Below are 19,512 nucleotides of genomic sequence, written 5' to 3' on the forward strand. Positions count from 1 at the left end.
CATTAGAATTGATTCAGGTAGTTTTCTTTCAACCAGTTGTAGCTGTTGGATACGCTCTCAAGCGGAGGGTTCTGACATACGTCTTGCTCCACGATCAGCCATTCCACGCCTGCATTCGTAGCGCCTTCAATAACAGCTGGCAGGTCAACCGAACCTTGTCCCAATTCCAGTGTTTTCATCTGGCCCTGTTCGTCTTTGCTGAAGTCCTTCAGATGAAGCAGCGGCAAGCGGCCCGCATATTGTTTAATATACTCGATCGGATTTTGTCCCGCAAATTGTACCCAACATACGTCCATTTCCACTTTTACCGCTTCCGGTGATGTTTGAGCGAACATGGCATCAAAGGCATTGGCATCGCCAACCTGGCCATGGAATTCAAAGTCATGGTTATGGTATCCGAAGATCAAACCTTGTTTCGCTGCTTCAGCTCCATATTGTTGTAACTCAGCGAATAGCTTGGTCCAACCTTCTGCATTCTCAGGACGATCTTCTGGCATCAGGTAAGGACAAATGATATATTGTGCACCAATTGTTTTCAGGTAATCGATTTGTTTTTGCAAGTCTTCGCGCATCGCATGTAATGAAACGTGGCTGCTGAATCCTTTCAGTCCAAGTTCATCTAGTAGCGCTTTCATTTCCTCAGCTGGAATATCGCCATATCCGGCAAACTCCACACCTTCATATCCAAGGGCCGCTACCTTACGCAACGTACCACGAAAATCTGCTGCAGTTTCATCACGGAGTGTAAACAATTGCAAACCAATATTAAGTTTTTTCATGTAGGATACACCTCTGTTCTCAAATTTGCTTTCATTGCTCTATCTGGTATCATCCTAACGCAAAACAGGCTAGAATGAACATATACAATATAGTCAGAACATGAACTATCTGATCAAATTTTATTTCCATCATTTTGCATCAATTGAATGTAGCCCATTTGAATGCATGCAGGATGTACATATTGGGGGATTTTATCTTTGGATACGTTAGAGACATCTGTACTGATCTGTGACTACTCATACCACTATAAAGCGTTCACTCATAATATGAAGGGCGAGCTGCAAACCTATCTGTTCCGTCTGCAGACCGAAGGCTCGTGCAAAGTGTATGTACAGGATGAAGAATTCAGGATGACTAGCGGGGATTTGCTGCTCTTAAAGCCTGGTGACGACTATCATCTCGTTGTCGATGAACCACATAAGGAAGGACGTTTGTCCAGCGGAGATTATTATCTGTTCTGCGAGGGCAGCTGGATCGAGAACTGGTGGAAACGGCAGCATCGATCTACCGTGAGCCGAATTGGACTGGATGACAAGCTCATCAGCCTGTGGAGAAATATGTTACTTGAGAAACGTCGCGGACCTCTTGAGGAAAATGCGGAGCTAAAGGATGCGTTACTACGCGGATTATGTCTTTATATCGACCGGGCAATTAAAGAAAATATTCAGACCGATCGGGCAGTTTCCTCTGCGCTGAAGTTAAAACGTTTTATTGAGGAGCATGCCACGGTTACGTTCAAGCTTGATGAAGCGGCTCGTTATGCGGGTCTCAGCCTGTCACGTGCAGTCCGTTTATTTAAGGAGCACTACAATCAGACCATGATTCAATATGCGATTGAGATCCGTTTGAATGCGGCATTGGAACGAATGAAATACAGTGAAATGACACTGGAGCATATTGCCGAATCCTGCGGTTTTGCAAGTTACTCCTATTTCCACCGGGTATTCCGGGCACACTTTGGTGTGTCTCCGGCGGAATATCTCAAATCCAAGCAGCATGAGCCTATCGATGATCTGGAGCATGTATGATGTTCAGTATCAGAAACCCATGACCTTAAAGAGGTTCATGGGTTATTTTGATACATTGAACTGTAATCAACTTTCAGTACGACTGGAAGTCAGAATGTTTTTTTATAAGAATGAAGTTCACTTCAATATTTTTTCATGTGACTCCCACAGAACAAGACTGTACAATTATAGAGACAGTTTTTTTACAAATTCATACATATCCATTAAATCCATATCTATCATACTGGAGCGATACATATGCTAACCCACCCGCGCAAAGTCCTCATCATTGAGGATGAATCAGATATTTCGCGCATTCTGCGAGATTATTTAACCAAAAATCAATATGAAGCCGCCGTGGCAGCCACTGGACAAGATGGACTTCAGATTATGGAGCTTATTCAACCAGACTATATCATTCTGGACATTATGCTTCCGGACATGGACGGGATCGAGATCTGTCGAGAGATCAGAAGGCGCAACAATATCCCCATCCTCATTCTAAGTGCCAGAGGCAGTGATACCGATAAGGTACTTGGTCTTGGCTTTGGAGCAGACGACTATATGACCAAGCCCTTCTCGCTGAGCGAATTGTTAGCACGAATTAATGCCCACTTCAGGCGTTATGACAGTATGACATCCGTTGGAGACAGAACAGATCTGTTGCATCTTGGAAACCTGGTGATTGATAAAAAAGCCTATAAAGTTACATTAAACGGATCGGAAGTTTCTCTGTCTGCCAAGGAATTCGAATTACTTCATTACTTGGCAAGCCATAAGAATCAGGTATTCTCCAAAGCCCAGTTGCTCGACGCCATCTGGGGATATGCAACCTACGGTGATGAAAATACCGTAACCGTATACATTCGCAGACTACGTGAAAAGATTGAGGCAGATGCCTCGCATCCGACCGTTCTGAAGACGGTATGGGGTGTCGGTTACAAATTCAATTACGAATAAGTGAGATTGGAGGCACCCACATGTCATTGAACAGCTGGTCCAAACGCTGGTTGTTAACAACACTTGGGCTTCTCATTATTATCGTTTTAAGTATCCTTGCACTGTCGATGATGCTGTTACAAGATCGAAATTCAGGCGAATCCAATCTGTCCCTGAATCAGGTTCGACTCAAGGTCAATCCAATCTTACTCGCTTTGGAGCAAAATTATCAGCATCTTAATGAACAAAATATTCGTGAAGACATACGTTCCACCGCAAGAGAGACCGGGGTTCTGCTTACCTATCTAAACTTGGATGGAAAAGCCATTCTGTCCTCCGACCCCACCTCTGAAGGGACGCAAGTTAATCTGCGTACAGCTCTTCATTATGATCTGCATCATGCCACTCAGGCCGCGGATGGTAACGATTGGCTTGATATGGCGTTTCCTGTGATGGACGGACCCACGGGAAGTCAGATCGGCAATGCCATCTTTTCCATCCCCCAAGCCATGGTTACGGTTCAGCAATCGATGACTTTTCCGGTTATATTGATTAGCGCACTCCTGCTCCTGTCACTGATTCTGAGCTTATTTCTATTCTGGATGAAACGAAAACTGGACAAACACCTGCTCTCTCCCATCCATCAATTGAAGCAACATGCGGAATCCATGCTTAAAGGCAATTATGAAGAAAAAATCCAGTACAACCGGAACGATGAATTGCTCGAAGTATATGCCATGTTTGATCTCATGCGCACGGAGATTAAACATATGAGCGAGCAGCGTATTCAGCAGGAACAAGCACAAAAAGAACTCATCACCAATATATCTCATGACATTAAAACACCAATTACCACGATAAAAGCATACATAGAAGCTATTGAGGAAGGACTATGCAACGATCAGGAGACGCTGATGGAATATATGGGAGTGATGCGAACCCATACGGATAAAACAGCCCGCCTTGTGGAGGATCTGCTAGTTCATGCACTTCAGGAATTGGGGCAAATTTCGGTGGAAACCCGTGAGTTGTACAGTGGGCCTATACTGGAGACGATGTTGAAACCTATTGAACATGTTGTCCTAACAAAGGGGCTTATCTATAAAGGACCCAACTACATCCCCAATGTGTTAATCGCTATCGACCCCACTCGAATTGAACAGGTGATCTCCAATCTTGCCGCCAATGCCCTCAAGCATACAGCTCCAGGAGACACGATACGTATAGATATGGAACTGGAATCTGAGCATTTGAATGTGACGATTGCCGATTCGGGTCAGGGAATACGTGTACAGGACATGCCGTTTGTTTTTCAGCGTTACTTCAGAGGCCAGGCGAGTCATGCAGAACAACGTGTTCAGGAAGGTACAGGGCTGGGCCTTTCTATCTGCCAAAGCATTATTGAAGCACATGGAGGCCATATTTCCTTTACTAGTAAAGAAGGACAAGGTACAACCTTCCGGTTCTATCTGCCGATCTGCTGAGCCCACACTCAACAGCTGTAATACTTTATTCATAATTTGATAAGGCTTCCTCAACATCCCTCCTCTAGAATAAATCCTATATTGCACTCGGGAGTGATTCGAATTGTCCAAAAAGGTGATTATCCGTGCACAGAATCTGTGCAAAACGTACAACAGCGGAAGTGAACAACATCATGCCATCCGTAATGTTGATCTTGATATCTATGAAGGGGAATTCACGGTCATCATGGGTAACTCTGGCTCTGGCAAATCAACCCTCTTATATCTGCTAAGCGGACTGGATCAGATTACAGCAGGTGAGGTCTATTTTCGCGACCAGCGGATTGACGCTTACAGTGAACGTCAAATGTCCGATTTCCGCACCCGCCGGATCGGTTATATCTATCAAAGTATCAATCTGGTCCCAGACCTTTCCATCAAAGAGAACATTGCTTTACCGGGATATATTGCAGGAAACAAAAAGAAGGACATCCTATCCCGCGCTGCTGAGCTGATGAATGCCATGGATATTGATGGACAGCGTAACCGCCTCCCATCCCAAACTTCCGGAGGACAGCAGCAACGAGCTGCGATTGCACGGGCTTTGATCAATTCGCCGGATATCATTTTTGCGGATGAACCGACCGGAAGCTTAAATATGGAACATGGCACAGCCGTTCTCGATATCCTTACAGATATTCATCGAAAAGGACAGTCTGTTGTTATGGTGACGCATGATATCAAGGCCGCCTGTCGGGCAGATCGCCTGATCTATATTCAAGACGGCAAGATTGGCGGAATCCTTGAGTTTGACACCTATGACGAACATCAAATTCAGGATCGTGAAGCGATTATCTTCGCTTTGGTTACGGGGAAGGAATAACGATGGCAGTCATGTTTAAACTTAGCTTGTCGTATCTGAGTAGGAACAAAATACAAAATGCGCTGATTGCGCTGCTCCTGCTACTCTCGACAGTTCTTGTATCTACAGCTATTGTCATTCTGGCGAACACAGGCAATCAGTTTTATGAAATGCATACCCGAACCCATGGATCTCATCAGATCCTGACGTTTGAAAAAGGACTGAATGACCCTGACGCTGTGCACAACTGGTGGGCTTCTCAGGATGGAGTTCAGGTGTCTCCTTTGCTAACGTATCGTACATTGTCAGGCATCATTTTGAATGAAACTCACATCCCTAACATCTACCTGTATATGTTTAATACGCCTCCGCCGCCATGGGGTGTGGATGAACTAATTTTCTCAAGCGGGACGCCCGACACAGTTCCCGAACAAGGCTCAGTCTGGATTCCAACGTCCATGGCGAATGCTTATCATATTTCGGTAGGTGATACCATTGGCTTCAAAACCGGCTCAAGCACACTCGAATTGAATGTATCGGGCATTGTCATCGATGTACCATATGGGGCACCCTTCTCCAATACAGCACGGGTCTGGATGAATCCTACCGATTATCAACATGATCTCGCTACACTTGCTGGCAACGAGAATCGTATGATGGGCATCCATTTTAACGATTACAGCATGAATTCGGTGTATTGGGAACGGTACAATCGTGAGACAGGTATTCCGTTTCTGGAATCCAAAATGGAGTTCGAGGCCATTGCCTCTTTTTATCTGATCATCAATCAGGTTATTGGATTCATCATGATATTCATGGGTGTTGTCATGCTCTCTATCGCCCTGATGACCATCGGATTTACGATTGCGGATGCCATCCTGGCCAATTACAGAACGATAGGAATCCTCAAATCACTAGGTCTGACTTCCCGAAAAACGATAGGCACCTATGTTATTCAATATGCATTGATATCCATCGTAGCCATTATCCCAGGACTTGCACTCAGTATATGGATATCCAAATGGATCATTAATATTTCTGTATCCTCTCTTCGAGTGGGGAATCAGAACATTCCAGTCCAAGGATTGGATGCGGCCATACTGGCCGGCGTACTACTATTTACTCTAGTGATTCTGTTCACTGTGTTATATGCCAAAAAGGCACGCAGCATACAGCCCGTGCAGGCTATTCGGTATGGTATGTCGGAGACAGATCACAGCCGGATGGCTGGCAAAATGAATTCGCCATTGGCGCACTGGATCGGGTTCACACGACTGCCTGTGACCGCCGTGCTTGGATTCCGACATGTGTTCAAAAACACCAAAAGCTCTGTTCTAACAATCCTGCTGACTACCATGGCTTCCTCCGTACTAGTTTTGGGGTATGTTCTGCTGACCAGTATAAACGGAATTGAACAGACCGCAGCTAAATGGGGGTATGACAATGCCAATATCGCAACAGTCGTAGTGAACAAAAGTAACTTCCCCAAGGCTGAACTAAAGCACGTGTTAGCGCAGGATTCGAGGATCAGCAATGTAGGCTGGCAAGGGAACACAACGGGTGTAATTAGCCCGGAGTCTTTGGCAGCAGTAGAGGGCCAATCCATCAGTCTCAACTTGAGTGTACTGGACGGGAGTTATCAGGAACTTGGATTCGAAACGTTAAAAGGGGTTAACCCACAACATGCGAATGAAATTGCCATTGGTGTAAGTGTAGCCAAAACATCAAATAAAGATCTCGGTGATCTTATCGATATCTATATTGAAGGAGAAAAGCGTACATTCCTCATCACAGGCATCTATCAGGCGTTCGCCAACATGTCTGTTTCAGGCAGAATCACCATTGATGCCATGAGAAGTGTGAACCCGGATTATAGTGAATTTGATGTTATCTTCATCAATGTGAACGATATGGCACAAGCGGGTAAGGTTGCCTCGGAATTAAATGAGCAATTTAAAGATTTTGCTTCGGTAGTCACTCAAAAGACTTTGCTTGATTCGGTTTACGCGGAAGCCGCTAACATCCTGATCTATCCGATGAGCCTGATCGGATTGCTGTTTATCATTGTGACGTTCATCATTATTTTCAGTACCTGTAGAATCAATATCCGTAAAGAAAGCAGAACGTACGGGATATACAAATCGCTGGGAATGACATCTCGCCAAATCCGGTTGTCGCTCACCATGGGAATGTTCATACTGTCCTCCGTGGGAGCCATACTGGGTATTTTCGTCGGCGTATACCTGCTGCCTCTTCTACTCGAAATGGTCCTTTCCGGTTATGGTATCGTACAGCTTCCACTGATCCTGCATTGGGGTGGAATGGTACTGTTCACCTGTCTAAGCATCATTGCAGCCAGTCTTGGCTCGTGGTTCTCTTCGAGAATCATTCGGGAAGCATCGCCACGTATACTGGTTATCGAATAATGTAATCAGAATGCCTTAACACAATAAAACAAGCCCTTCCATACCTCTATAGGATGTGGAAGGGCTTGTTATCATGATATGAACTAATTCCGCCATTTCTTCGCAAGTGCACCAATCTGATGTGGCGTAGTACGGCAGCAGCCGCCAATAATTTGCGCGCCCGCAACAACCCACTGTTTCGAAGCATCACTCATGCTGCCACAGGTACCCTGTCCGCTCCACGTCTTCGTCACTGCATCATACGTCTCACCTGAGTTCGGATACACAATAACAGGTTTGTCGCTAGCACTGCTGAGAATACCCACTGCTTCCGTCACCACTTCCATCGGAGCACAGTTCAGGCCAATCGCCGCAATCTGCGGCTCGGAGCCAAACGTCTGTGCACATACCTCAAGCGGTGTGCCCTCGCTGATGCTTGTCCCGTCTTTTAAAGAAAATGATAACCAGGCATACGCATGAGGGAACTCCTTCAGTACATCAACCAGCACCTGTGCTTCCTGCAGGGAAGGAATCGTCTCAAACGCCAGAATATCAGCACCCGCTTCAAGCAGCGCCGCCATACGTGGACGGTGAAATGCGGCCAGCGTCTCATCCGACACGCCGTAATGTCCCACATACTCTGAACCATCCGCCAGATAGGCGCCGTACGGACCAACGGACCCGGCAATAATTGGACGTGGACGAAAACTGTCTCCTTCGCGATCTACTGTACGATCTGTTATATGCTCCTCATTCTCTACGTTCTCGGAACGTACCGAAGGAGCTTCTACAAGCTGACCTGTCGAGCTTTCTCTCCCTACTAAACTACTCTGCACTTCTGCCCACACGTCATCTCTCGCCTGTACAGCCAGTTCCACCGTCTTCCGGATCAGCTCCAGTGCTGACTGTTCATCGATCCCTCTCTTACGGAAACCATCCACCGTCGCCTGATAACTGGATGTAATCGCACAGTCGGCTCCTGCTCGAAAATAATCTGCATGGACCTGAACAATAACATCCGGATTCTCAAGCAACACACGAGCAGACCATAGTGGATCATCGAGATCACATCCATGCTGTTCGAGTTCCGTAGCCAACGCTCCATCCAGAATCATGACCGGATGTTCACGAAGGATCTGTTCTATGGGGTTAGTCTGTTGTGCTTGCGTCATGTACTTGTCCTCTTTTCTTATTCACACGTTCTGTCAGATAATAAGCAGCGTAACATACTGCGATAAACGGAACCCCACAATACAGCGCAATTCGCTGTGTCGGGTCAAAGGCAATACCTATGCATGAAGCCAGGCATAATATAAATGAAACAATTGGTACCACCGGATACAGTGGTGTGCGGTAGACCAGATCTTTGACCGCATGTCCTTCCCGGATATATTGTCTGCGGAACATGTATTGGGAGGCACTGATACTCATCCATACTGCAACGACAGCCAGACCTGAAATGGAAACCAGTGTAATATACACGGTACCTGGCGCAATGATGCTGGACAGCAAAGCCAGCGCACCACCCACCATACTAATCAGAAGTGCATTCAGCGGTACTCCGCTTTTGGTCAATTTGGCAAACCACGGAGAGATCGTTCTTTTGTCAGCCAGAGACCAGAGCATACGTGAAGATGCATACAGGCCTGAATTGGCAGCAGAGAGAATCGCCGTCAGAATAACAAAGTTCATAATGTCTGCTGCATAGGGTACACCCACCCGCTCCATTACCGCTACAAACGGACTTTCCAGTACACTGGCATCCGACATGGGCAGCAAGGCCGACAAGATAATAATCGTTCCGATGAAGAAAATAACCAAACGCCACAGCGTTGTATGAATAGCCTTTGGTATCGTCTTTTCCGGGTTCTCCGTCTCACCGGCGGCAATGCCGATTAACTCGGTGCCTGAGAAGGCAAAGTTTACAGCAAGCATGGTCATCAATATCGCTGTAGCCCCATGAGGGAACCACCCGGATGCGGTAATATTCGATAGAAATGGAGCCGGTTCAGAATCCGCCATGGGAATGAACCCAAACATGGCTGCGCCACCGATAATAATGAAGATTACGATAGTCACTACTTTTACAGATGAGAACCAGAACTCGGATTCCGCAAAAAATTTCACCGTTAGAGCGTTAAACAGAAAGATCATCAGTGCAAAAACCGCGCTCCATATCCATACGTTTACCGATGGGAACCAGCGCTGCATAAGCAATCCGGCGGCTGTGAATTCGGAGCCAAGCGCAACAGTCCAGGTTAACCAGTATAACCAAGCCACCGTGTAACCTGTTGCCGGTCCGATATATTTGGCTGCATAACTATGAAATGCTCCCGTCTCTGGCATATGAACAGACAGTTCACCAAGACAGAGCATCACCAGATATACAACGATGGCTCCAATCAGATAGGACAGAATGGTTCCCAGTGGTCCCGCCTGCTGAATCGTGTAACCTGAGCTGAGGAATAATCCCGTTCCAATGACTCCTCCGAGAGAGAGCATGACCACATGCCGTGCCTGCATTTTCCGCTGAAAATGCCCTTTGTCGTTGTTGTTCTCCATACCTGCTGCTCCCCTACTTCTTCATCCAGAAAAAACAAAAAAGACCCACTCTGCCTAAAGAGTGCGCCGTTACTGACAAATAAAAACAAACGCTCCTATCTATCAGGCTTTCACCCGCTGGAATTAGCACAGTATCCTTCAGATCTGTTGCTGAGGTTTCTAAGGGCCAGTCCCTCCACCTCTCTGGATAAGAAAATGATTTTTTACTAATATAGCGATCTATCATGAATGTGTCAACAATTAAATAATATATGGCACACCTCGCTATTCGGTGGAAGACCCCGGATTCGTGATGGTGGTCTTTACCTCATAGGTGATCGGCACGGTGCTAAAAATTTTATCCCAATCGTCTTTGACTTTTTTCCATGTTTTAGGTTCTTTAATACGCAAGCTATCCCGAAAATCCGCAACATCTACTTTATAGGTATGCTGAAGTTTGTATAACAACTGTCGAATCTGTTGTTTGGCAAGTTCAGCAAATTCTTTTTCCAATTCACTGAGATACGCACCTTTTTCCTCTTCCTCGGGAGCACGCCAATCCTCCATCAACCAGCCTTCGGATTCAGTTTTCACATGGAATGAAATATCATCGCCAACCACTTTTGGAATTATTGTTGTTTTTTTCTTCTTCATTTCATATACAACAGTGAACCCCTCTTTATTGTATGTCTTCAAGATACCTCCTTTTTCTTTAGGTCTGAGCCAAGATAGCCCTTCTAGATCCGTTTGGCTGAGTTCCCCGATGAATTTGGTTGTTTTCCCATCAAAGATACTGGCACCGGAGAACTTGTCCTCTCCATTGAAGTTCAGTACATTCTGGAGCAAAAAGCTGGAACCGGATTGCATTTGTGCATCTAATTTGGAGAGTAGAACGGGGTCCAGGATTTTATTGGACAAGTATGAATTACCGGTAATACCTGTAAGATAAAATGCTGGAATCCGGGAAGGATCATCTGAAGTCAGTACATCAACAGCGCGATGATGGCTAATCAACACCAGACAGTTAGGACGAATATCGTTATCCCGAAGTACAAAATCCAGCAGCTGGTCCAGACCATACTTTTTGGCGATATCCTTGGACACAACGATAACCTTCAGATGATGTCCGATGAGCGGATGATCTCGTCTCAGTGCAAACTGACGAAAGATTTGCAGCAATGAATCTCCGGTAAGCTGTTCATTGGAATAGGACGTTTTACCAGAAGCAGGCGAACCGGATTGTTGGCTCTTTTGACTGCTGGAATTACCGGGAGCAATCTGTACCGTGGCCGTCAAATTGTTCTGCTTGGAGTACCCTCCTCCCTGATTGGCGATGTTCTCCTCAAATTCCGTCTCTTTGCCGATATCGATCCCGAGACCAACGTAGACACTTAGATCCTCTATCTCTCGACTGCTCCAACATCCGGATATCGTTAAGAGAATGCATAATACAGTGGCTAAGCGTAACAACATGCGGAATGTAATCATGCATGCTTGCCTCCTTTTTTGCGAATCAGACTTAACAACAGTAGTACCAGAGGTAAAATGCCAAACAAAAATACGGACACATTGCCTAGCATATCTCCTAGTACGAAGGTATCATCCACTGTTTTGGGTATCATTGCTGTCAGATAAATGAACGGCAGCAGGCCGTACATGATGCCTTTGATTTTTTTGGAACGAAACAAATCACGAATACCCACCGAAGCGCAGTAATGTGTAATTGCTGTAGTCGAAAAGATTTGCATAATCCAGATGACCAGCAATAAGGATTCAAAACGCTCGAATATCAGACCCTGGATTTCGAAGCTTCTTACCAAATCCAGTGTTGGCCAGGTTCGAGTTTTGATGCCATCGAGCGATAAACTGCCTATAACCATCACCACCGTGATCAAGTAGATAATAGTGGATATGAGTATCCCCCAGGTCATCGCTTTATTGCTCTTCTTCGGATTTTTCATATAGGCAGTCATGATTAACATCACCTCATAGCCCGTATAAGATAATAGTGAAGGCTTCAACCCTTGGAAAACGGGCATAATCCCATCACCGAGGACGGGTCTCAGATTGCCAATCTCGAATAGCTGATTACTAAGCAAAATTTCAATCACAAATATAATAATCGTAATCGGAAGGATGATCTCAAACACGCGTACGATAACGCCAAGCCCGCCTGAAATCATATATACACCGATCCACATGAAGACCATCACAATCACCCAGGTGGGGGTGCGTTCGAGCAGATACATCCCTGTTACTTCAGCCATAACTCTGATTTCGAATGCGGCAATAACTATGAAATACATAATCATAGACAATCCCAGTATGTAAGCAATCCAGCTGCCCGTAATCTCACGGGTGAACTGGAAGACGGTTTTCTCCGGGAATCTGCGACACAGCGTAACCAGAATAATTCCGACGCCTAAGATAATGAATCCAGATAGGATAATGGAAATCCAGACATCCGGTGTTCCGACAGCTTTGCTGGTCGTTCGAGGTAGTGTCAATATCCCGGCACCAAGCATGTAATTGACAATAATTACAACGGCCTGTGTCGTGGTTAGCTTTCCTTGGGAGCCATTCACTTTAGTTCACCTCCAGACCTTCAGTAGATGGAATTCCGTTTATTTTTTCCGATCATCATCGATCGGATTAGTCATCTTGGGACGCATTCTCATCATGTTTAGCGGAGCACGGATAACAAAATCCTTCCATTCATTCATGTGATAAGGAACGGCTGGTGCAACATAAGGTACGCCAAAGCTTGAGAGTCGTGCCAGATGTGTACACACAAGCAGAAAGAACATAACCACGCCAAACAATCCAAGTACGGCTGCGCTGAACATAGCGGCAAATCGTAGAATCCTTAGCGTTAATCCCGCACTATAGACAGGAATCGTAAAGGAAGATATGGCTGTTACCGCAACGACAATGACCAGAAATTGGCTTATTATTCCCGCTTGCACCGCTGCTTGGCCAATAATCAGACCTCCTACGATACCCATCGCTGGCGCAATCGGTTTGGGCAAGCGTATCCCGGCCTCCCTCAAGATTTCAATTGAAAGCTCCATGATGAGTACCTCAATAATTGAGGGGAATGGCACTCCGGTACGCGTTTCAATAATCGTCAATACCAGCTTGGTTGGAATAAGACCCGGATGGAACGAGATAAACGAGATATAGAGCGCAGGAGCAAGCAATGCCAGCATCGCGGCCATAAAACGCAGCACTCGCAAAAATGTTCCAGGAATCCAGCGTTCATAATAGTCCTCTGGAGACTGAAGCAACATGCTAAAGGTCACCGGTACAATTAATACAAATGGCGTTCCATCCAACAAAATTGCCACTCGGCCTTCCAGAAGGGCACCCATCACTCGGTCAGGTCTTTCCGTATTCAGTACCTGCTGAAAAGGACTCAGCGTATTATCTTCGATGAGTTGTTCCACATAACCTGATTCGAGCATTGAATCCATATCCATCTCTTCGATTCGCTTGCATACTTCTGCAACGAGATTTGGATCGGCAATATCCTGAATATAGGCTATCGCCAAATCTTTTTTGATCCGTGAACCCACTTCATACTTCTTAATAAACAGGCTCTGATCACTTCCATAACGACGTAAAATGCCTGTATTATCGCTTAATTGCTCTGTAAAACCAATACGAGGCCCACGAAGCAGTCCCTCTGACAAGGGTTCATTCATACCTCTTGTTTTGATCTTATGAGCTCCAATTAATAAAGCACCTGGCAAACCATCAACCAGCAGTGCATTTTTCCCAAACAACACACCAACTGCGAGTTCTTGGAGGGACTTCGTCTCCTCAACCAGACTGACAGGAAGTAATTGATCTTGCAGATATGCCGACAGTAAGTGTGCGTTGTCTGGATGGAGAAAACCCTCCTGCTTAAGTAGAGGAACACCTTCGAACATCAACGGTGTAATCAAGTGATCATCAACTAAGTCCTGATCTACCAGGCCTTCGGTATAGATGACCGCAGCCCGTGTATTCGTTCCCTTAATAATAAATTCTCGAATATGCACGTCTGCATTGAGTCCAAAGCTTTCTTTCACACTCGTCAGATTTATGCTGTACTTTTCGGTTATTTTAATATTGGCATAGTGGCCTGTTTCGGTCCCTTCACCCTGCCCTTTGGCTGCTGGCGAGATATCCTTCGAGGATATGGACGATGGCTTGGAACGAGAGAAGCTTCCGCGCTTAATGGCAGCATTGATCCAGCGCATGCTCAATGTAATACCAATTGGAATGATGAAGACCAAGAATGCCTGAATCCATATGGACCAATCCGGCACGTAGGATACAATTGTTGACCACATGTTCCCACCCCAACATTTCTCTGCATGACATAGCTGCAGGTATTCCCAAGTATTGTGTCCCCGTTTGATCACAATAATTCCCGTTTTTTTGAGTACTGAACGACAAAAAAACGGTTCCTGTGCAAGGAACCGCTATTACTATATATTGTTATACGATTCTGGTCACATGCTCCGCTTTGGCATCCAACAAGTGAGCTGAAGCAGCAATTGCTGTAAAATCATTCAATGCGATCTCAATCTGCTTCTGGCTCTGCTCCACATATTCTTCTACTTTTTTGGTACCACCCGTGATATTACCAATCTCCTTGGTTATTCCAGTCACGCTATCACGAATCTCATTAATCGAACTCTCCACCATTGCGGATAGTTTCTTAACTTCCTTGGCCACGATATCAAATCCTCGTCCGTATTCTCCTGCATGTGCAGCCTCAATGGCAGCATTCAACGCGAGCAGTTGCGTCTGAGACGAAATCTCGCGTATCGTTCGTACCACGCCCTGAATCGATCCGGCCTGTTCCTGCAGATGGGTCAACGTTGCACGGTTAGAAGTTGACACCTCTGAGATATAGGAGATACTGGACATTAATTCCTGGCTCCGTTCAATGCCTACATCTGCCTGCCCATTCAGTTCATGGGACATCGTTTTCAGCTCATTCACTACGACCGAAATGTTGTTCTGACGGTTGGTAATGTTGGTGGCGATTTTGGATACACCCAGTATCTTCTGATTTGTCTCATCGTACACCGGCATATATGTCGCCTCAAGCCATACGGAATTCCCCTTTGCATCCTTGCGTTCAACCTTGTCCTGGAAGCTGACACCATTAAATATGCTATTCCAAAAAGCATCATATTCCGGAGTATTTGCAAATTGACCGAAGCACAGTTGCTGATGCTTCATGCCGTACATCTCATCTACCGTATATCCCATCGTCTGGGCAAAGACTTCATTCACGTAGGTTACCCGGCGATCCAGATCAAATCGAATGATAGCAAGACTTTTCTCCATCGCCTTGATGACCATTGCATCGGTGACAACATCTTTCTTTTCCATATCTAATATAGACACTTGATAACCCCCACAGTTCATTCCATAATAGACAGCCTTTAACTAGCAAAAAACAATCATAACAACATATGTATCCATCAGGTTCTAGATGGCTCTACTATGGATACCCGATTTGCAGCATTTTGGATCACCTGTTGTTATTTATTTTTATTGCAACCCTGTGAAGTCAAAATATATAGTTGTTCCTTCGTTTCAATGCTTCTCCAATATCCTGGATAAAAGGGTTCCATCAACATACTTTCGGAGCATATTCATCGTCCAGAAAAGAGACGTTATAACTTATCTTATCCGTAAAATATCTCTGTATCTACTAGTACGTATCGTAACATAAGGCAAAGAGGTATACACTTCTGTATTTGTAACGTATTTGTAACATAATTTCTGATTTTTAGTAACCGTTTAACCCCTATATACAAGAAAAACAGAACGATTTGTCATGCGTCGTTCTGTTTCTTATCCAGTCTCATCTTTATTATTTTTTTCGTGGTGTCCAGCGCTTTGTTTCACTGTGATTCGGATACTGAATGCCCGCAGGATAGGAGATCAGCTCGATCAGCATCCCCCAAGGTGCTCTTCCATACACAAACTGATTGCCTTCTCCACCTTCAATATGACCGGTCAATGCCCCAGGCTCTGTTAGCAACACCCCGCCCGCTTCCTTGAAGTGTCGTGCAGCTTCTTGCATATCGTCCACATACAACGCCATATGCTGCAATCCGTAATCTGATGCCCTAACTGGCTCCGATTGCGCTGTATTCGTGTACTGAAATAACTCTATACTAGCGCTCTCCCCGAGCGATAACATCCGAATATGAATAACCTTTGCTCCTGAACGCAGTCCTAATTTAAGCTCTGCCTCGGGTCCTTCCTGTGGGGGATCATCCGGCGTTATATGGTCATAGGCAAGTTGAGCTCCAAACGCCTGTTGTAGAAATAGTGTCGCCTGCTCCATATCCGTACAGTTATTCCAATATGGTCGATTCCTCTCGTAATCATGTTATCCCTTCTTTCCTTTATCCATTGAACTTGCTTGTACACAGCGACATCCGTACCTATATGATTTACACGAAAAGGGGTCCGCTATAACCATCGGTTGCTCGAACAACCTTGTATTGAAACCGAAGAAAGAAGAGCGCATGATATCCATGGCTCTTCTTTTTTTGATGTTTTTAAGTTAGTTACAGGTTTACATACCGAGTGCTTAACCGGGGGCCTGAACTCATTTTAAAAATCGTGTACAGTTACACATAGCTGAATCGCAATGCCAAATGGGTCCCGTACAATCCCATAACCTGGGCTGAATTCATTTTGTTCATAAGGTACTAGTACCTTCACACCCTCATGTTGCATCAGAGAATGATACAGTTGATCGATTGTATCTTTATCTTTGGACTGAATACATAGTGACGTGCTGTTCCCCAGCTGCCATGCTCTCTCCGTGTCCATTGCTTCTTCCGCAATCATGACTTTGTTAACCCCAATCTCCAGCACCGAATGTGTAATATACTCATCTTGACCGGCAGGGTACTCGAAACCCGGGTTCATTTCCTTCATCTCTTTATAACTTTTCTTGAATATCACCTTGGCGCCCAGAAACTCTTCATAAAAAGCAATGGCTGCCGCCGCATCCCCGTTCATCGACAAAAATGGTATCACTTCAAAATTCATTATATTGCCTCCTTGTTCCTATTGGATTACACTTATCACTATAACAACGAAAGGTGCCAATCTATGGCACCATTAAGAGGGTTTGATATGAAAAAATCAGAACGTATGAACCAGATGCTGCGCTTTATTAACCAAAAACAACAGTTCACCCTGCAAGATCTCATGCAGGAGTTCCAGATCTCCAAACGAACCGCGTTAAGAGATATCACTTCATTGGAAGAGTTAGGTGCGCCCATCTATGTCGAATATGGACGCTACGGCGGATATCGACTGTTGCAACAGATGCAGCTGCCTCCCATTTCGTTTAATACGGGGGAGCTTCATGCCCTATATTTTGCGATGCAGGCTCTTCGCAGCTTCTCCAGCCTACCCTTTCAAATCTCTTTCCGTACCATTCATGAGAAATTTATGAACGCGTTATCCGACAAGCAACGACAGGATATTGAGAACATCCAACACCGGGTTTACTTCCAACATACCGAGCAGATCCGCGATAGTGCACATTTGGAATTTCTGTTGATGGCTGCTGTGCAGAATATAGTGATTCAGATTACGTACGCTAATCAGCGTAGATCCTCTGATCAAAGGCCATCTTCTACAAACACCAATATCCGCACCATTCAACCCATCGCGCTCTATACCAGGAAAGGTTATTGGTATTGCCAGGCCTATGATCTGCATAAACAAGCGTATCGTGTATTTCGCTGCGACCGCATCATTTCAGCCGAAACAACGGAGATTGAACCTTTAACTCATGTAAAGGAACTCTATTCACAGGATGCCCAATCTCTATGGAAACCATCGGAACAAGCAATTCCATTCAAATGCCTGATTGATGAAGCCGGGATGGAGCTATTCCAGCAAGAACATTTCCCATCTATGCAGATCAGCGAGAAGAGGGGACACATGTATCTTGTCGGTTCGTATGAACCTCACGAGCTTGATTTCATAGTGAGATATCTTGCGGGCTATGGTAAATCGATTAAGATTATGGAGCCCGTCATCTTACAGAAAGCATTAAGGCAGTACTACCTGGACTTATTGGATCATGTATAAAGATCATCATATTTCTATATCCATTTTACTTTACATGCCTTTTAGCTCTGCTCCTGGCTAACTTTTAAACTTTTTTTATTACCAATAGCCAATTGAACGATAATCTGCAACACGATGATGATAGCCAAACCATAAAATGCTTGCACGAAGCTGCCTGTTAGATCGCGGAGCCAGCCAATCGCCAGCGGTCCAAGTGCTCCAAGAATGTAGCCACCAGATTGAGTCATAGCCGACCAGCTACTTGCTTCCTGAGCATTGTTTGTCTCATCAATCGGCAACATAAGTGCAATCGGGAACAGTCCACCTGCACCAATCCCGAGCGGAATCGCAACGAGCCACGGACTGACAGAGAGATTCAGCATCAGGACACCTATTAACTCCAACATCGCACATCCAACAAGCCAGAAGACACGTTTTTGGTACCGATGTACAAGCATGGGAATGAATAACGTTGAGGGCAGTGATATCAATGTAAATAACGTTTGGATGTTGCCAGCAGTCTCTTGGCTATATCCATGGCTCTGAATGGCTGGCGCAAGCCAGGCGGTTAATGAATAGAAGATCGCGGCCATCAATCCGAAGAACAGTGTCAGCACCCATGCACGCCTGTTCTTCACCGGAAGTGGTGCATGGACTACAGCCGAAGTTTGTCCGGATTGCCGCTCTGTACGCGCAGACCAAGCTAATTTTAACCAGATTGGCAATGCAATGGCAGCGAGTAATGCCCATGTAGCCAAAGAACCTCTCCAAGATCCACCCAACGTATGCTGAAGCGGAACCGATAATCCCACACTAATGCTGGCCCCCATCACCATTGCTGTTGAATAGATGCCGACCATGGCTGCCACTCGGTTAGGAAAATACTGCTTAATGAAGCTTGACAACAGTGGCCCTGCCAATGCAATCCCTACACCTGATAGAAAAGAAGTGAACATCATCAACGGAGTTGCGCCTACGAACAATCGTAATCCCGTACCTATCCCGATAAGGATTAAAGCCAGCACAATGGCACCTTCGTTCCCCCACCTCCTACTTAGTCTTACAGAGAATGGAGCGAATATGCCCATACATAATACCGGTAGTGTAGTTAACAGACTGGCGGTCATGCCGCTCAAACCCAGATCATTCTGTATGGTACTCATCAGAGGAGAAATGGAAGTAATCGGTGGTCTTAAGTTCAGTGAAGCCAGAATAAGCGCCAATACAATATAAAAAAGTTTCATTATGAATCACCTCATGGGAGTAGTCTCGTTGCCTTCACCAAAGATCCTATTCTTTAATGACAAGATCTTCGGGTGGTGCACGAATTAAGTATAGGATCATTATAATGATTGAACAATACTATTGTTTCTATTAAAATGATTACTAAAACCAATGATTAGAGG

Annotated in this window: 16 protein-coding genes and 1 riboswitch; of the genes, 6 read left to right on the plus strand and 10 right to left on the minus strand. The window is 45.3% G+C overall.

Going from position 1 to position 19,512, the window contains the following annotated elements; translation table 11 throughout:
* Positions 1–2: 2 nt before the first annotated feature.
* Entirely contained in the window at positions 3–779 is a 777-nt protein-coding gene (locus V6668_RS26205; protein ID WP_047841639.1) for a sugar phosphate isomerase/epimerase family protein, read from the minus strand.
* A 198-nt stretch (positions 780–977) separates the two neighbouring features.
* Between V6668_RS26205 and V6668_RS26210 the strand changes: the two genes are divergently transcribed.
* The 5 genes from V6668_RS26210 to V6668_RS26230 all read left to right on the plus strand — a co-directional run bounded on the left by V6668_RS26210 (position 978) and on the right by V6668_RS26230 (position 7,477).
* On the plus strand, positions 978–1,808 hold the full coding sequence (locus V6668_RS26210) for a helix-turn-helix domain-containing protein (RefSeq protein WP_036668130.1): 831 nt from the start codon (positions 978–980) through the stop codon (positions 1,806–1,808).
* 237 nt (positions 1,809–2,045) lie between these two features.
* A complete protein-coding gene (locus V6668_RS26215; protein WP_338707072.1) occupies positions 2,046–2,747 on the plus strand; it encodes a response regulator transcription factor in 702 nt (233 codons plus the stop codon).
* A gap of 20 nt (positions 2,748–2,767) precedes the next feature.
* A complete protein-coding gene (locus V6668_RS26220) occupies positions 2,768–4,210 on the plus strand; it encodes a HAMP domain-containing sensor histidine kinase (RefSeq protein ID WP_338707073.1) in 1,443 nt (480 codons plus the stop codon).
* 103 nt (positions 4,211–4,313) lie between these two features.
* Entirely contained in the window at positions 4,314–5,072 is a 759-nt protein-coding gene (locus V6668_RS26225) for an ABC transporter ATP-binding protein (protein ID WP_101314572.1), read from the plus strand.
* 2 nt (positions 5,073–5,074) lie between these two features.
* On the plus strand, positions 5,075–7,477 hold the full coding sequence (locus V6668_RS26230; RefSeq protein ID WP_338707074.1) for an ABC transporter permease: 2,403 nt from the start codon (positions 5,075–5,077) through the stop codon (positions 7,475–7,477).
* Positions 7,478–7,560: 83 nt separating this feature from the next.
* Here the strand turns inward: V6668_RS26230 and mmuM are convergent, their stop codons facing one another.
* The 8 genes from mmuM to V6668_RS26270 form a co-directional block, all read right to left on the minus strand.
* A complete protein-coding gene (gene mmuM / locus V6668_RS26235; RefSeq protein WP_338707075.1) occupies positions 7,561–8,628 on the minus strand; it encodes a homocysteine S-methyltransferase in 1,068 nt (355 codons plus the stop codon).
* Positions 8,606–10,018 carry an S-methylmethionine permease gene (mmuP, locus tag V6668_RS26240; RefSeq protein WP_338707076.1) on the minus strand — a complete coding sequence of 471 codons (1,413 nt, stop codon included), beginning with the start codon at positions 10,016–10,018 and terminating at the stop codon, positions 8,606–8,608. Before mmuP ends, mmuM begins: the two co-directional genes overlap by 23 nt.
* 92 nt (positions 10,019–10,110) lie before the next feature.
* Positions 10,111–10,212: riboswitch (SAM riboswitch) on the minus strand.
* A gap of 70 nt (positions 10,213–10,282) precedes the next feature.
* A complete protein-coding gene (locus V6668_RS26245) occupies positions 10,283–11,485 on the minus strand; it encodes a Ger(x)C family spore germination protein (RefSeq protein ID WP_051447013.1) in 1,203 nt (400 codons plus the stop codon).
* Positions 11,482–12,582: a spore germination protein gene (locus V6668_RS26250; RefSeq protein WP_036606759.1), complete on the minus strand. Its 1,101-nt coding sequence runs from the start codon at positions 12,580–12,582 to the stop codon at positions 11,482–11,484. The genes V6668_RS26245 and V6668_RS26250 overlap by 4 nt, the downstream gene beginning before the upstream one ends.
* A 39-nt stretch (positions 12,583–12,621) precedes the next feature.
* Complete coding sequence (locus tag V6668_RS26255) at positions 12,622–14,334, minus strand: spore germination protein (RefSeq protein ID WP_036606757.1); 1,713 nt, start codon at positions 14,332–14,334, stop codon at positions 12,622–12,624.
* 148 nt (positions 14,335–14,482) lie between these two features.
* Complete coding sequence (locus V6668_RS26260) at positions 14,483–15,388, minus strand: methyl-accepting chemotaxis protein (RefSeq protein ID WP_036607056.1); 906 nt, start codon at positions 15,386–15,388, stop codon at positions 14,483–14,485.
* Positions 15,389–15,875: 487 nt separating this feature from the next.
* On the minus strand, positions 15,876–16,355 hold the full coding sequence (locus V6668_RS26265) for a VOC family protein (protein WP_235200714.1): 480 nt from the start codon (positions 16,353–16,355) through the stop codon (positions 15,876–15,878).
* Positions 16,356–16,627: 272 nt separating this feature from the next.
* Entirely contained in the window at positions 16,628–17,071 is a 444-nt protein-coding gene (locus tag V6668_RS26270) for a VOC family protein (RefSeq protein ID WP_076253518.1), read from the minus strand.
* Between the two features lie 87 nt (positions 17,072–17,158).
* On the opposite strand from V6668_RS26270, the gene V6668_RS26275 reads away from it, so the two are divergent.
* A complete protein-coding gene (locus V6668_RS26275; protein WP_076319715.1) occupies positions 17,159–18,127 on the plus strand; it encodes a helix-turn-helix transcriptional regulator in 969 nt (322 codons plus the stop codon).
* Positions 18,128–18,168: 41 nt separating this feature from the next.
* Here V6668_RS26275 and V6668_RS26280 read toward each other — a convergent pair whose 3' ends face one another.
* The gene (locus V6668_RS26280) at positions 18,169–19,350 is read right to left on the minus strand and encodes a CynX/NimT family MFS transporter (RefSeq protein WP_076319716.1); all 1,182 of its coding nucleotides are present in this window, start codon (positions 19,348–19,350) and stop codon (positions 18,169–18,171) included.
* Between the last annotated feature and the right edge of the window lie 162 nt (positions 19,351–19,512).

The sequence above is a fragment of the Paenibacillus amylolyticus genome, assembly GCF_036894225.1.
GTDB classification, from domain to species: Bacteria; Bacillota; Bacilli; order Paenibacillales; family Paenibacillaceae; genus Paenibacillus; species Paenibacillus amylolyticus.